Here is a 16,114-nt window from a genome sequence, read left to right on the forward strand (position 1 = left end):
TAAGTAGGCATGTCAGTATTAATTATTGGCAGCGTAAGTAATGATGTGCTACGTCTGCAAAAGTATTTTCATCGTATCAGCATCCCCAATATTTATTGCTTTTCAACAACGGAAGCAGCAATGAACTATTTAGTAGATTCAGCTTTGAAAGATGAGCTGGAATTAATCGTACTTGACACGAAAATGACACTCAGCAATTGCGAGGAAATTTGTCAGCACATTCATGTACTTAAAAATTGGATAGATGTCCCTATCCTTCTATCTACTACCTACGAAAAAAACATAACAATCGATAGGGTTTTTGAAGCAGGCATTTTCGACTTTATTTTAAAGCCGTTTGATTTTACTCATTTTAAGACTCGAATTCAAGTAGCCTTAAAATATCAGAGGGAAGCCAAGCTTCGAAAGCAGCAAGAAAGTATGATTCAAAAAGATTTATTTGTTGCAAAAAAATTCCAAAAGAATGCACTATCTCCTCCATTAAATCTTGAGCAAATACAGGTTGATGGTCTTTACGTAACATCCAATACACTAGGAGGTGACATGTACTGCTGGTTTAAGATTAATGACCATTTAACCGCCATTCTTCTGTATGATGCAATGGGGCATGGCATAGCTGCATCACTCGTTACTATGTCCATCAGATCATTATTAAAAGGAATGATTACTAAGTTAATTGATCCAGTAGCCGTAATCCAAGAACTTAACCGCCAAATTTACGAGCTATTTTCTGATGAGGATATGGACCGTTTTTTAATGACAGCAATCTACATACTTCTAGATACAAAAAACGGAACTTTGCACTATGTGAATGCGGCTCACCCTTCTGGTTTTTTATTTGGAAAATTTGGAGAAACAGTCTTCCTCCCAGCGAATACGCCTATCCTCGGACTATTCCCTACTATTCAAATAAATAAAAAAACAATACCTTTATCAGGCTGGCATCGTATTATTCTTTATACGGATGGATTATTAACATTGAACGAGCAAAATTCAATTGATATGGACTTTTTCTACGCCTATGCTTCACAGGATAACAGCTATGCACTACAAAAGTTTTCTCAAAAGTACAATTTATTTGATAATGATTACAGCGATGACATCACAGTCGTTTCAATAACAATTACATTAAAGGGTAGGTGATTGAAGATGGAATTCACACTCAATGTAAATCCTGATACACAAGCTATAGCCTTTATTGATCAAGTAATGGAGAATTATACAGAGTTATATAATCTACCTTATAAACGAGAGTTAAGATTTGTTGTTCATGAACTAGTCATCAATGCCGTAGAGGCTATGGGAAAAATTAATACACCCGCTCAAAAGAAGATTCAAATACAAGTAACTCAATCAAACGAAGAGATAAAAATAACAGTCACTGACGAAGCAAAAGGCATTGACGAAAAGGACTGGGGCAAAGTTCTTCAATTCGATTTAGACAAATTTGATTATGCTGATCGTGGACGCGGTTTATTTTTTGTCAAAAATATGGTCGACCATATTTGGTTCGAAAATATTTCTGAAACAAAATTTTTAGTTGGTATTTCCAAAAAGATTCATCTATAAAGTAAACGTAAAATTGGGGGCGTTTTAATGAAGTTATCTATACGAAAGAAAATGAATCTGCTTATATTTGGTTGTATTATTTTACTTACTTCCCTTTTAGCAGGAGTCAATTTTTTTGTTGCCAAGAACAATCTATTAGAAAGTGCTGATACAAAGCTTTTATCAGATATACAGTTGAGCTATGAATATTTAGACGCTAAATATCCTGGTGAATGGTCCATTAAAAACAACCAACTCTATAAGGGCGATATCAATATGGTAGAAAACTTTGAGGTAGCTGATAAAGTTGGAGAACTCACAAACGGGAATGCTGTATCCATCTTTCAAAACGATACGCGTATAAGTACCAATATAGTGGATAATGGTGAACGCGCTTTAAATACAAAGGTTTCTGACGAGGTTGCTACTGTTGTACTAGGAGAAAAAAAGCGCTTTATCGGTTCTGCCAATGTCTTAGGAAGTTTGCATCAAGCAGCCTATGATCCGATTGTAAATAGTCAAGGCGAGGTTATCGGTGTATGGGCAACCGCTGTCCCTACCGCTCCTTATATAAGCATTGCCACAAAATCAGCACTGGAGAATGTAGCGATTTCCTTAGTGATCGCCATTGTAATGATTGGAGGAATTAGTTGGTTCTTACAAAAGCAAATTGTTAATCCTATTAACATTCTAAGTACCAATGCCAAGGAACTAGCAGAACTAAATTTAAATGTTAAACTGTTAAACCCTAAAGGCAAAGATGAAATCGCTGAATTAGCACGCGCATTTAGTAGTATGAAAAATCATTTAACAGAGACGATAAAAATTGTGGCTGGTAGTGCACATCAAATTGCAAAGTCATCACACACTTTGGCAGAATCATCACATCAAACAAGTGAAGCATCTAATCAGATCGCACTAACAATGAATGAAATCGCCGTTGGTACTACCACTCAATCTGATCAGGCTGAACGAATAGTTTCAATGATGCAAAAAACGCTTGAGGAAGTATCAAAGAGCTTACAAAAAGCTGAAATCACTTTAAATAGCGCTATCGAATCCACTCATATCGCACGTAAAGGAGAAGAAGCCATCAATGAAGCGATTATGCATCTAAGTGATGTTACGAAAACAGTGTCTTATGCAACAGATTCTATCCAAAAATTAGGCAAGCGCTCTGAAGAAATTGGTGGTATTATTACCGTTATCACTGGCATCGCAGAACAAACGAATCTGTTAGCACTAAATGCGGCCATCGAGGCAGCACGAGCAGGTGATCAAGGGAAAGGTTTTGCTGTCGTTGCATCAGAGGTTCGTCAATTAGCTGAACAGTCAAGTTTAGCAGCTGGACAAATTACTAATCTTATTAATGATATCCAAGCGGAAACATCTGTGACCGTACGAACAATGGAAAGTAATTTACTAGCTGTCGAGGAGCAAGTAACGATCATCAATAAAGGCGGAAGTGCCTTAAAAGAAATCGTGGAGAAAGTTGTCGAAACTGAAGAAGGTGTCGAACAAATGAAAGTGGCATTTACACATGTTAACGACAACTCCCTAGATGTGCAACAAGCCATTCAAGATATTTCTCGCATCATCGAGGACGCTGCAGCAGCTACAGAAGAGATTGCCGCAACCTCAGAAGAGCAATATGCGACTGTTGCCGAAATTACACAAAGCTCAGATGAGTTATCATCAATTGCTGATAAATTACAAAATGAAGTGAATAAATTTAAGTTTGAATAAATCCCCAAACAAGAAAAGAAAAATGGAGGCGCTATAGGATGAATCAGAAGAAAATTGCAATGAATATTGACACAAAGGCTGATTATATTGTGATTGCGTTTACAGGCGATTTAGAATACGGGATGATTGAAGAAATAAAGTCAGAGCTGCAAACACTTAGCTTAGACACAAAACACGGATACATTATCGATATGCATAGGGTAACAAATATTGATAGTACTGGATTCGGGATGATCGTTAATTTTGCTAAGAAGGTGTCTGTAAAAGATAAGAAAATCGCCATTATTGTCGTCGATGATTTCATTCGCAACTTATTCGCTATTTCACAGGTTGATAAAGTATTCCCTATTGCCGAAAGTGAAGAACAAGCAAGGAAGATTATTAAAGAAGATTGGCTAGGTGAGCTATCACTTAACGATTATTAATCTCTATAATCATAATAAAAGGTGTATTCCTATTAGACGGAATACACCTTTTTATGTTGTTAAAAAAAGAAGATATCAACGGTAGAAATAGTAACTTTGCAAGGCGAGAGGTTGATTTTCGTTCCGCCAGCGTCCTTTCCAGGGGGGCGTCCGATGAGCCGCTAAATCCCATAGGAGTGACGCTATCAACCATTCTACAAAGTGTCTTTACCTCATAGTAGCATAGCGATCAAATCTACCCATTATTTGTATTCTTAGAGGGGATAGGCTCTTATTTTCAATGTGGAGAAGTGATGAGTGACAACACCTCTTCATAAAGGGTAATGAACTCCTTTACTTTATTTGAAAACCTTTGCTAAAAAGATTGAGATTTTTTGGGTTGGTGCGGAAGGCTTCTTGACTCCCGTGGATTAACGAGACAGGTGAGCCCCTACACGGAGGAAGCTGCTGGCACTCGCCCACAGGAAAGCAAGTAGCCTTGCAATAGAAATCCACTTCTACCTTTCTATTGACTGTTATGTTTTTAACACTAAGAGAAGGTATTTTTCCTATGGCGGAATATACCTTTTCTTTAATACTGCAGTAGCATATTAACAAACACAACTAGAATGATAATCGGTACAACAACTAGCATTAACATACGATATGTCGAATAATACCCTTGTCCCATTTGACTTCCCGTTAGCAATTCTCTCTTCACAAATTCTTTATCCACTACATAGGCAATAAAAATAGCAATGAATAAATTCCCTAGCGGAAGCATGATATTCGACACTAAAAAATCGGTTGCATCAAAGATACTTTTCTCAAAAATCATTATATCCGATAAAACACTCGAAGAAAGCGCTGCTGGAATGGCTGCAATAAACACGACTATACCAAGTAAAAGTGTCCACATTGGACGCGATTTCTGACTATGCTCCATAAATGCCGCGACGATAATCTCATATAAACTAAATGATGACGTTAATGTAGCAAATAAAAATAGCAATAAAAACATGGCTAAAAACACTTCACCAAATGGCATTTGACTAAATGCTGTTGGTAGCACCATAAATAGCAAACCTGGACCCGCTGCTGGCTCTAAATCAAAGGCGAACACAACAGGGAAAATCGCTAAACCTGCTAAAAATGAAACAAGCACGGTTAACAGCACTACAGAACCCGCTGAATTCGGAAGACTGACATCTTTTTTTAGATAAGAGCTATATGTAACTAGACAAGAAAAACCTACTGCTAACCCAAAGAACGATTGCCCTAAGGCTTCTAATAATGCCTTACCCGTAATATTCGAGAAATCAGGCCATAAGAAGAATTTTACCCCTTCCATTGCCCCATCTAATGTAACTGCACGCACAACAAGGACAATAAACATTATGAAAAGTAACGGCATCATCCATTTATTGGCCTTTTCAATCCCATTTTGTACACCTAATGAAATCACAAGTACGTTGGCTAATGTAAACAACACTAGACCAACTAGCGTAATCCAAGGCGTGCCTATAATTTTTCCAAATAATTCAGCAGGATCTACTGCTGGATCAATTACCGCGCCAGCTACACCTAGCCCGCTATAAATAAAGATCCAACCTCCAACAACGCTATAAAAAGTTAATAATAAAAAACAGCCTAGCACGCCCATTCGACCAATCCAGGCCCATCCTGGCTTAGTTGGAGCAATTTTTTTATACGCTGTTACAGCCTCGGATTGTGTACCACGTCCTAAAACATACTCGGACAATAACATCGGTAGTCCTATTAACAAGGTAAATAACACAAAGATAAGGAAAAATGCTCCTCCACCACTTTGTCCTGTTACATAGGGAAGTTTCCAAATTGCCCCTAGTCCGATCGCCGCACCAGCTGATGCTAAAATAAAACCTAATTTACTAGACCATTGTCCTTTTTTTCCACTCATCTCTTCAAACTCCTCAAACATTCTAAACTCTTCTCTATTTTACATGAAAATATAGCTTTCGACTAGGTTATAATTATAAAGTACTAGTTAGCTTTTTTACCCCATTACTTTTTTCTATATTTATCCGTTAGTTTTGCCTTTCTTTTCTTCACACCTTTCCCTATCCATCATTCCTTCCAACAAAAAACCTCAGGTATGTTCACCCGAGGTTAGTAAAAATTATTTTGTTATATAGATAGAACGCTGGCGGTCGATCCACTTGCGCATAGTTGTAAATAAAAACGCCATAATAGCCGTTAATAAAATACCTTTCACAATGTTAAATGGTAAAATCCCAGCGATAATCATTTTATAAAGTGAGTCACCTACAACAGGTTCCATTCCTAAGAAGTATGTGTACATCGGTAAAAATACTGCGTAGTTTAAAATACTCATCCCTACTGCCATTACGACTGTTCCTGTCGCTAAACCTCCAACAAGACCAGCAATTGTTTTAAAGCGATTAAAAATAAGGCTTACAGGCAAAATAAATAAAATACCTGTTGCAAAGTTGGCAATATGACCTACTGGCACACCTGTTGGCGTTCCAGAGAAAATCCAATCCAATACATTTTTAAATAATTCTACTAAAATACCAGCTACAGGCCCCATTGTGATGGCTGCTATTAATGCAGGCATATCACTAAAGTCGACTTCCAAGAATGCTGGGAATGGTGGAATTGGGAAATTAAAAAGCATTAATAAAAACGAAATACTGCTCAGCATGCCAATCGTAATAAACGATTGAAGTTTAACATTTTTCTTCATAGAAAACTCTCTCCTCTTTGCTGATTCAATCTCGCAAGAAGAAAGGTGACGATCTTTCAATTGTTAGCACGAAAAAACCCTTATGCATAAAGAGCACAAGGGAGAAAGGCATGACGAATAGGCGTCAATTTAAACTATTTTTGAGCACTGTTTAAAAAGCCATACAAAAAAAGCGCTCGGTCATAGTTTATTTCATAACAATGAATGACGATCGTACCTCCATCTTCTCCCATCCAGACTTTAACTGTCGGCCTCGGAATCACACCAAGTCAGCCATGCAAATAAATTTGCACAGGTCGCGGGCTGAAGAGCGAAGCATAAACCATTCGAGTTAATGGAAACATTAACGGTTCACCACTCTATTACCGCCGGTCGGGATTTTCACCCTGCCCCGAAGATGAATCATATTATTTTATACTACAACCTTACTATAATTAATTATTAAGAAAAAGTAAATAGTTCTGCTTAAAAAATTCCGATTAGATTTGTAAGTATTGTAAAAATGGAGCATTCCATGTTACAGGAATGCTCCATTTTTGATTTTGACTAAGGCATATATTGTTTATTTGGCCCCACAGGCTTTGGCAAATACGTTTTTAAATCGAATCCTTCCCAGCTTTCTTGGACCACATTATCCAAGCGTAATTGTTGGTCAAAGCTAGCAGCAGTTAACATCATAGCTTCAATTAATTGGGTAGCGCGAATTGGCTCCATCGATGCTAAATCTAAGGGAATATCGAATGTTACGACTACACCTTCTGCTTCCTCTTTCACGGTATATGTTACGTTTTCAGGAACGACTGTTACATAAACATCATCATTTTTGTTTTTCATTAGTGTAAGTGCCTCTGTAACATTAGCAAATGTTTGACGGAAATCTGGTGACAGATATTCTGCCCCACTACCATCTTGGTATAAATAATAATTAAAATGCTTGGCGTTTGTTAATGACATGGCTTGACTTGGCTCACCCTCCTGAGAAAACTCATAAGGTGTGCCATCTTCATTTTGAATCTCAACTTCCGTATATTCAGAATCCGAGAAGGTATCCTCTAAAGTCCCTTTGTATTCATTAACGGTAGCTGATGCAACATCATAGTCATTGTCCTTTGGTAATACGTGGACAAGCTTGTCTTCCTTCTCCTTCAGTTCACCTTTAAAAGGATGATAATCCGTAAACCCTTTGGCTTCTTCATCTATTTGAGGAGCATATTTTTCATACATCTGTAGGGTAGAAGGCTTTTCTGTTCCAAAATCAGTTGCTACACGCTCATTTGGTATCACATATGTCATTGGAACACTTTCTGCATCGCGTCCTGCCAAACCAATACGGAAAACGACAGCATCTTTCACATCTTCCTCATAGACAGACGACCGTAAAGATAGCATACGCTCATGCTCCGATACAATACTGGATTGAAGTGCCTCATCCTGGGTAGCTGCCTCTTTAGCAGAACGATCTTCCTGTAACGTAGAGTAATTAGCCGTTTCTGGCGTACTAGCTAGATCTTTTTGGCTAGCGTCATTATTCATGAACATGAAGCCAACGAGTACCGTTATCGCGAAAACTGCTGCTACACTCGTAAAAATCGGCATTTTTCGGAACTTAAATCGTGATGGTCGTTCATCTTGTATTAAAGATTTACTTGCTTGTTGTGCTTCTTCATTCTCTATAGGTTGTTGTATCGCTTCTTGTAGGTGACTATTATCCTGCAAGCGAGCATCTGCCATTAACCGATTTAATATTTCTTCTTTTGAACGGCGGTCAGAAAGCTTAGGGGCATTGTTCAAGACATGTTCAAGCTGTTCATCATCAAATGGCTTATGCGTCATTGCCGTTTCGCCTCCTGTTCTCTAATCGGCTGTAGCTGTTGCCTTAAAAATTTAATGGCTCGATGCTGGGTCGTTTTTACCTTAGCTTCTGTCCAATCTAGTATTTGTGCTGTTTCTGCAATCGATAAATCTTGAAAATAGCGCATAATAATGACCATTTTTTGGTCGCCTGTACAGTTTTCAAGTGCTGATTCTACCTGCATAAATTCATCACTGGCCTGTAGCATATCTTCCGGTGATGGCGTGGTTGAATGGAGCTGTTCCGTTTCCCAGTCAAAGAAATCATGTGAATGCTTTTGACGTACAGCTTGCTTTCTAAAATGATCAATTGCTACATTTTTAGCAATAGCAAATAGCCAAGTTTTCTCACTACTATTGCCTGCAAATTGATCGTATGAGCGCAACACTCGTACATAAACTTCATGTGCTAAATCTTCGGCAAGTGTACGGTTTTTTACTAAATATATTAAAAACTGAAACACGTCTTGGTGATATGCATCGTATAGTCGATGGAACACGGAGTCATTCAAAGCACTCCACCCCCGTTCTATAATATTTGTCGTCTTACATTCATAGAAGTTACAGCCAATTAATAGCAATACTTGTTATTAATCGAACGGTAAATAAAACGTGAAGGTCGTACCCTCTTTCAACACACTGTCTACCATAATATTACCTGAGTGTGCCTTCACAATATTTCTAGCAATGGCTAAGCCGAGACCAGTTCCACCCTTGGAACGAGTACGTGCCTTATCTGCTTTATAAAAACGTTCAAAGACATAGGGTAAGTCCTCTTGAGGAATGCCATGTCCTGTATCTTGAACAGATATTTTAGCAAATGTCGGCTCCTGCTCTACTTTTACAGTCACAGACCCTTCATCTGTATGTCTCAGGGCATTGTCAACTAAATTTGTAAGCACTTGTTCAATGCGATCCTCATCTATATTAATCATGGCCTCGTCATTAAATTCACTCTCAAACAGCAGACGAACGTGCTTTTCTTTTGCTACCTGTGCAAATTTTTGTGTAATACGTTCAAAAGTAGAATTAATTGGTAATTCATCTTTATAAAGCGTCATATGCCCTGATTCCATACGTGCCAAATCTAATAAATCTGTCACAAGGCGACCCATTCGCTTCGATTCATCATAAATAATTTTGGTAATCTCATTTCGCTCTTCCTGATCCTGAATAAAATCGTCATCCATTAATGCTTCTGAGTAACCTTGAAGCATGGCAATCGGTGTCCGAAGCTCATGAGAGACATTCGCAATAAAATCCGATCTTAGTTTTTCTAAGCGATGCTGTTCAGTCATATCACGAATAACAGCGACAGCACCACGTATCATTTCCCCACTATAAAGAGGACTAATGGTAAATGTATAATAGCTGCCATCCATTTCAATTTCCTCTTCTAGTTTATCCTCAAACATCAGCACATGATCAAGCATATGATACAGCTCTGGCGGAATAGGTTTTGCACTTTGTGAGCCTTTGTTGACAAACCACTTTTGCATTAGACGTTCAGCTGGTGGATTACTTAATAATATTGTACGATCCCGATTAAACGTAATCACTGCATCTGTCATAGATGTCAAAATATTAGAAAGCTGTTCGTTTTCTTGATTGATAACCTCTAAATTATGCTTTAATTGACGGCCCATTTGGTTGAAGGCAACGGCAAGCTGACCAATTTCGTCATTTTGGGTAGTAGGCATTTTCGCTTCAAAATTCCCTTTTGCAATTTCAAAAGCTAATTCACGCATTTTTCTTAATGGCGAAGTTATACGTGAAGAAAGGAAGAATGCGAAGAATGTCGTCAACACAAATGCTATGAAGGCTGCTAAAAAGACAATTTTCGTAGTTTCCTTAGACGTTTTATGTAGCGCATCTGGGCTTTGGTAGATGAAGACAGCTCCATGTACTGCATTTTCAACATTTAGGGGAAAACCAAGTACGACATAAGATTCCATCTTTTCTTGATCAGTTGAAGAAGGCATCATCATTTCTTTAATAATCGGCTCATCTGATTGAAACACTTCATGAAAAGATTTATTGGCTAATATAGTATCTTGTATTTCTTTTTTGTTGACACCCTCTTGCATCGCAAAGGACACTTCAACATGACTGATAGCGATCAATGCATTGGTCCCTGTAGGTAAAATATCTTTTAATAATTCAGAGGTAGATTCGGCTGTTTCATTGTCATCCACTATACTAGCTACCGTTGCTGCTGTTTGTCGCAATGAAATTTCTGCTTGCTGCATATGGTAATTTTGAAGAAATTCAAGCATTAATACCGTGAAAACAAATAATACAAATGAAACGAGAAGCAATATGGTTACCCATAGCTTCCCGACAACACTATTCCATATTCTATTCATTGACAACCTCAAATTTGTATCCAACGCCCCAAACCGTCACAATCATTTTAGCAGCGTTTTCAGAAACTCGGTTGAGCTTTTCACGTAAACGTTTTACATGTGTGTCTACTGTGCGTAAATCACCAAAGAAGTCATAATGCCATACCTCTTTTAGTAGTTGTTCACGGTCAAATACTTTGTCTGGCGATTTCGCTAAAAAGTACAGCAATTCATACTCTTTCGGTGTTAAATTAACCTCAATGCCTTCTGCAGTCACACGATGTGCATCATGGTCAATCATTAAGTGTTGGAACACCACTAAATCTTTTGAAGAAGATGCATTAGTCGTTGGTGAGAAAGCCTGTGAACGACGTAAAATAGCCTTCACACGTAACACAACCTCACGAGGACTAAATGGTTTTACGATATAGTCATCTGCACCAAGCTCAAAGCCTTGTACACGGTTCGCTTCTTCGCCTTTGGCAGTTAATAAAATAATTGGTGTTGCTGCGCGCTCTCGAATTTCTGCACACACTTCTAGCCCATCTTTTTCAGGCATCATAATATCAAGTAAAATACAGTGATACTCTTTTTCTAAAGATTTCTCGATCGCTTGTTCTCCATTTTCGGCCTCGTCAACAAGGTATCCTTCTCGCTCAAGATACATTTTTAATAAGCGGCGAATACGATCCTCGTCATCTACTACTAATACTGAAATATTTTCTGACACTTTCACGATCCCTCTCTTCCATCTTTCTCTAACTTCTATTGTACATGGTGTGACACATATTGAAAAGAAAAGAAAGCCTCTTCGCTACAGCGAAAAGGCTTGTTGCTTCACAGGTTACGCGTAGGAGTGTAAACCTGCAAGAATTAAGTTAACAGCAATTAGGTTGAATAAAATAATCCCAAAACCAATTAGTGCTAACCAAGCAGATTTTCGACCTTCCCAGCCTTTTGATAGACGTAAATGCAGGAATGCTGCATAGAATAACCATGTAATAAGAGCCCATACTTCTTTTGGATCCCAACCCCAGAAACGACTCCAAGCAATTTGTGCCCAAATCATCGCAAAGATTAAAGCACCAAGGGAGAATACAGGGAAACCAATCAGCACTGAACGATAACCAATTTCATCAAGTAATTGTAAATTGACACGTTTAACAAGTGGTTGGAAAATGGCACTAATTCGACGACGAGCTATTAAACGAATTAATAAATACAACACAGATCCTACCAATAATGACCAAACAACGGTTGTTAATTTTTTAGCATTAATTAACGCTGGCATTTCTACTAATGGCGACATGCCATGTTCTTCTATCACTTCATATTCATTCATACCGAATACTGGAGGTAAATTGTAAATAATTTTACGAGTAGTTCCTTCTTTATCCACATAATTATAGCTAGACTCATAATCCATAGCACTAAATGTAGATGTTACCGCGACAAATCCAACAACTACTACAAGACAGTACATGACAGCTTCTAACCAAAAACGTTGTTTAGAGGGCTTTGTTAAATCTACTACTTTTAATAAGTAAATAAGTCCTGCCACAGCACTAATGGCTAAAATAGATTGCCCTAATGCTGCTGTAATAACGTGAATTGTTAACCAATGACTTTGTAATGAAGGCACTAATGGACTTACTTCTTTCGGGAACATTGCTGCATAAGCAATAATCAAAAGCGCAACAGGCAGTGCCACTAATCCAAGTGCAGTCAAACGATAAATAAAATAAATTAGGATAAACGCGCCGACAATGAACATACCAAAGGCAGTTGTAAATTCGAACATATTACTTACTGGCGCATGTCCTGTATAAATCCAACGCGTAATAAAATAGCCAAGCTGTGATAGGAAACCAATAATAGTAACCACAATGGCAAGCTTGCCCCATTTGCCAGTATTTTTACCCGTAGCATTACCTTGCTTAATTGAACCACCAAATAATAATGTCGCAACTAGATAAGCAATAAACGCTACAAATAGTAAGTTTCCACTTAAGTCAATCAAACTCATAAGGTGTTGTCACCTTCCTTTTCTTTAATGCCACCATTAGTGGGCTCTTCGTCAGCCTCATCTTTCTCTAACTGATCTTTATACGGAGGCAATGCAGCAAATGTTGTAACAGCATCTAAATCCTTTTTCATGCTGAACATATTTTTGTTGACATGGGCAGCCATTAACACACGGCCGTCTGGTTCCACTTGAAGCCATAAACGACGATGATTCCAGTAAGAGCCAATGGCAACACCGATCATAAAGATGACCCCACCAACAAACAGAATAGGGATGGTACTATCTTTTCGCACCGTAATACCTGACATATCACGCATCTCTGCACTAGCAAATTTCATTCTGTATTTATTTTCACCCAGTGGTTCTAAAGGAGGCTGCATAATTTCAACAAAGCTTACTTCTCCTTCAGGAGTTTCTGGTGTAGTCATTTTAAATAAAAATGCAGGATTATTTGGAATAGACGTTTTAGTCTGAGGTTCTCCATTTTCAAATCCATCAAAATCAGGTGTATAGACAAGAATTTGAACGGATGAACCATTCCCTAAATCATATTCTTTTTTAGGATTTGTTAAATCAATCTCTACCTTACCTAAAGATTTCTCTGTCGTCTTATTAATTAATTCAAAGTTCATCTGTTTTAATTCATTTAGACGATAATCCATCTGGTAAAGAGCAAAGCCATCTTCTTTTAAAGGATGGTTTACACGAATTGAATAGTCTTTTACTTTTTCTAGATTTTCCGTATCCCCAGGCAATGCGTCTTCAGGTTGCTTGTAAAGTGTAATATCGGTCTGGAAGTTTTTAGCCACTACATTCACACCCTGTTTAACTTGCTCACCTTGAGGTGTATTATCATGTGTTTCTAAAATAAAGTCACGGTTTTCAATGAAATAGCCTTCCATTCCAGTGATAGCTCGTGTTTCACCTTCACGCACCCATATCGATTCATCAACATAGAAGCCTGGAACTAGACGTAGCATGACCCCACCTAAAAAAATGATGAGACCTACATGGTTTATGTACGGACCGTAACGAGAAAAGCGTCCTTTTTCAGCTAAGAGAGCGCTACCATCTCGACGAACAGAATACTTCATCTCAGTCATTTTTTGAGCCACTTTATCAAGCGTTTCCTCCGCACTCGCTGACACTTGTCCTTCTGCAACAATGCGCTGACGCTTCATAAAGCTTTCATGTCTTTTAACACGTTGATTCTTTAATGATTTATAAAGTGGAATGCCTCGGTCAAGACTTGCCACTATAATTGAAACTGCTAGCATACCAACTAAAATCTGGAACCACCATGAGCTATATAAATCCGAAAGCCCCAACGTATAATAAATTTTACCGAATGTACCATATACGTCTGCGTAATAAGCCCCCTTCTCCATATCAGAAGCTTTTACGTAAAACTCTTGCGGTAGTAATGTTCCGACTGAAGCAGCAATTAATGTGATAATAATTAAGGATATACCAACTTTAACACTTGAGAAGAAATTCCATATTTTATCCACAAATGATTTGTTATATGTTTTGGAGCGAATGGCCATACCATCATAGCGCATATCAACAACTTTATTTTGTTTTTCTTCTTCGGTTAAAGGACGACCACATTTCTCACAAAGCTTCGTGCCGTATGGATTACTATGACCACAAGCACAAATGATTTTTTCCATCGTCATTTACTCCTTATTTGGCTTCACTAATTCCATGTACGAAGCAATATCTTTCTCCGTCATTTCACCTGTAATAATTTTGGCCACTTTGCCTTCTGGATCAATTAACACTGTTGCAGGTAATTGTCCTACATTATAAGCAGTCATAACACTTTTTGTTTTGTCGATAACTACTGGAAATGACAACCCATATCGATCGACAAAATTCTGTACTTCAAAATCTGTTTGAGCAATATTGACAGCTAATGTTTGTACACCGTGATCTTTAAATTCTTGATACTGATTGTCCATTGCGGGCATTTCCTTCTCACAAGGCTTACACCAAGTTCCCCAGAAATTTAAAAATACCCCTTGCCCTTTATAATCCGACAATTTATGTTTTTCACCGTTTAAATCTACTAACGTGAAGTCAGGTGCCTCAGAGCCTACTGCTACTAACTCTACTTTTTCCTTTGTTGCTGTTCCATATACTGTGTACCCGATTGCCAACGCTAACACAGCTAAAATGACAGTTCGCAGTACAAGACGTTTTTTCTTTTTCTCCAAGTTAATAAACCCCCTATCAATTACGGCTTGCGTTGCTTTTACATATTGAAGAAACAAATAGAACTTTTTCACTCTCTATACGTCTATAAATATGTAAAAGCTTCTTTCACATTGACGTCAACAATACCGGATTAAATGTGTTACAGCTTTTTTGAACAAACTGCTACTAGGTGTACTATTCTCACCTATTATAGCAAAATGATACAAAAACACTTAGCTATTAATTATGAATGATTTATGAACGATTTCACCACAAAGAAAGTGTAAACATCCAAATACCTCTATTGGTATCCACACTTTCTTCTGGCAACATTGCATTAATCAAGCTTTCCTGTTTCTGCTAACACACGTAGTTGCTTTACTTCATGCTTTGATAATTCACGATATTCTCCTGGAGCAAGACCAAATAAATCTAAAAAAGCAAAGCGTTCGCGTTTTAATTTAACAACGGGTGTTCCAATCGCTTCAAACATACGACGAACTTGGCGATTGCGCCCTTCATGAATCGTGATTTCACAAATAGCTTTGCCCGCTTTTTCATCGAAAGATGTCATACTTACCTTAGCAGGTGCTGTCTTTCCATCCTCTAATTTGATCCCTCGTTGAAGCTTTTTAAGCCCTTCAATTGTTGGCACACCTTTGACACGAGCGATATATGTTTTGTCAATTTTAAATTTCGGATGTGTCAACATATAGGAAAATTCTCCATCATTTGTCAATAGCAATAATCCAGATGTATCATAATCAAGACGACCAACTGGGAAAATACGTTGCGGAATATGATGAAATAAATCTGTGACAGTTTTGCGTCCTTTATCATCTGTAACTGCAGAAATTGTTCCACGTGGTTTGTAAAGTAAGAAATATACCTTATCTTCTTTTTCTAGTTTTACACCTTCTACTTCAATTGTATCGGAATTAGATACCTTTGTTCCTAACTCACGAACCACTACACCATTTACTTTAACTTTACCTTCTAAAATCAATTGCTCTGCCTTGCGCCTTGACGCAACGCCTGCATAGGCAATGACCTTTTGTAATCTTTCCATTTTTTCACCTCTAGTTTTCTTTCACATTGACACGTTCGTCATCATTCGATTTCGATCCAATGAATAGGGTTATTTTTCCCGCTAATCTGTGAAAATTATGTCATACTTTTAGACATTATTAAAGAAAAACAAATTTCACATTTTTTAATTGAGTATTCCGACTAATTTCTCATTCGTTAA

Annotated in this window: 14 protein-coding genes and 1 riboswitch; of the genes, 4 read left to right on the plus strand and 10 right to left on the minus strand. The window is 37.8% G+C overall.

Annotation, left to right across the window (positions count from 1 at the left end):
• Nucleotides 1-9 precede the first annotated feature (9 nt).
• From VK91_RS04790 to VK91_RS04805, 4 genes are read left to right on the plus strand one after another with little or no spacing between them, the layout of a single operon-like run.
• Nucleotides 10-1,143, plus strand: coding sequence for a response regulator (locus tag VK91_RS04790; RefSeq protein WP_048391278.1), 1,134 nt, complete (start codon nt 10-12; stop codon nt 1,141-1,143).
• A gap of 6 nt (nt 1,144-1,149) precedes the next feature.
• On the plus strand, nt 1,150-1,569 hold the full coding sequence (locus VK91_RS04795; protein ID WP_048391279.1) for an ATP-binding protein: 420 nt from the start codon (nt 1,150-1,152) through the stop codon (nt 1,567-1,569).
• A gap of 27 nt (nt 1,570-1,596) precedes the next feature.
• A complete protein-coding gene (locus VK91_RS04800) occupies nt 1,597-3,294 on the plus strand; it encodes a methyl-accepting chemotaxis protein (protein WP_048391281.1) in 1,698 nt (565 codons plus the stop codon).
• 38 nt (nt 3,295-3,332) lie between these two features.
• Complete coding sequence (locus VK91_RS04805; protein WP_048391283.1) at nt 3,333-3,719, plus strand: STAS domain-containing protein; 387 nt, start codon at nt 3,333-3,335, stop codon at nt 3,717-3,719.
• A 571-nt stretch (nt 3,720-4,290) separates the two neighbouring features.
• Here VK91_RS04805 and VK91_RS04810 read toward each other — a convergent pair.
• The 10 genes from VK91_RS04810 to VK91_RS04855 all read right to left on the minus strand — a co-directional run bounded on the left by VK91_RS04810 (nt 4,291) and on the right by VK91_RS04855 (nt 15,934).
• Nucleotides 4,291-5,637 (minus strand): sodium-dependent transporter, encoded by a 1,347-nt coding sequence (locus tag VK91_RS04810; RefSeq protein ID WP_036080548.1) that lies wholly within the window; start codon nt 5,635-5,637, stop codon nt 4,291-4,293.
• 219 nt (nt 5,638-5,856) lie between these two features.
• Nucleotides 5,857-6,444: an ECF transporter S component gene (locus VK91_RS04815; protein ID WP_036080135.1), complete on the minus strand. Its 588-nt coding sequence runs from the start codon at nt 6,442-6,444 to the stop codon at nt 5,857-5,859.
• Nucleotides 6,445-6,661: 217 nt separating this feature from the next.
• Nucleotides 6,662-6,847: riboswitch (FMN riboswitch) on the minus strand.
• 143 nt (nt 6,848-6,990) lie between these two features.
• Nucleotides 6,991-8,277, minus strand: coding sequence for a hypothetical protein (locus VK91_RS04820; protein ID WP_048391284.1), 1,287 nt, complete (start codon nt 8,275-8,277; stop codon nt 6,991-6,993).
• Entirely contained in the window at nt 8,274-8,807 is a 534-nt protein-coding gene (sigX, locus tag VK91_RS04825; RefSeq protein WP_009370717.1) for an RNA polymerase sigma factor SigX, read from the minus strand. The genes VK91_RS04820 and sigX overlap by 4 nt, the downstream gene beginning before the upstream one ends.
• Before the next feature lie 78 nt (nt 8,808-8,885).
• Nucleotides 8,886-10,661 carry an ATP-binding protein gene (locus tag VK91_RS04830; RefSeq protein ID WP_048391287.1) on the minus strand — a complete coding sequence of 592 codons (1,776 nt, stop codon included), beginning with the start codon at nt 10,659-10,661 and terminating at the stop codon, nt 8,886-8,888.
• Nucleotides 10,654-11,370, minus strand: a complete 717-nt coding sequence (locus VK91_RS04835; RefSeq protein ID WP_004232215.1) for a response regulator transcription factor — start codon at nt 11,368-11,370, stop codon at nt 10,654-10,656. The genes VK91_RS04830 and VK91_RS04835 overlap by 8 nt, the downstream gene beginning before the upstream one ends.
• A 114-nt stretch (nt 11,371-11,484) precedes the next feature.
• A complete protein-coding gene (ccsB, locus tag VK91_RS04840) occupies nt 11,485-12,666 on the minus strand; it encodes a c-type cytochrome biogenesis protein CcsB (protein WP_048391290.1) in 1,182 nt (393 codons plus the stop codon).
• Nucleotides 12,663-14,339, minus strand: coding sequence for a cytochrome c biogenesis protein ResB (locus VK91_RS04845; protein ID WP_048391292.1), 1,677 nt, complete (start codon nt 14,337-14,339; stop codon nt 12,663-12,665). Before VK91_RS04845 ends, ccsB begins: the two co-directional genes overlap by 4 nt.
• A 6-nt stretch (nt 14,340-14,345) precedes the next feature.
• Complete coding sequence (resA, locus tag VK91_RS04850; protein ID WP_004232210.1) at nt 14,346-14,885, minus strand: thiol-disulfide oxidoreductase ResA; 540 nt, start codon at nt 14,883-14,885, stop codon at nt 14,346-14,348.
• 317 nt (nt 14,886-15,202) lie between these two features.
• Nucleotides 15,203-15,934, minus strand: coding sequence for a pseudouridine synthase (locus tag VK91_RS04855; RefSeq protein ID WP_004232209.1), 732 nt, complete (start codon nt 15,932-15,934; stop codon nt 15,203-15,205).
• Nucleotides 15,935-16,114: the final 180 nt, after the last annotated feature.

This window comes from Lysinibacillus sp. LK3, from assembly GCF_001043675.1.
GTDB classification, from domain to species: Bacteria; Bacillota; Bacilli; order Bacillales_A; family Planococcaceae; genus Lysinibacillus; species Lysinibacillus capsici.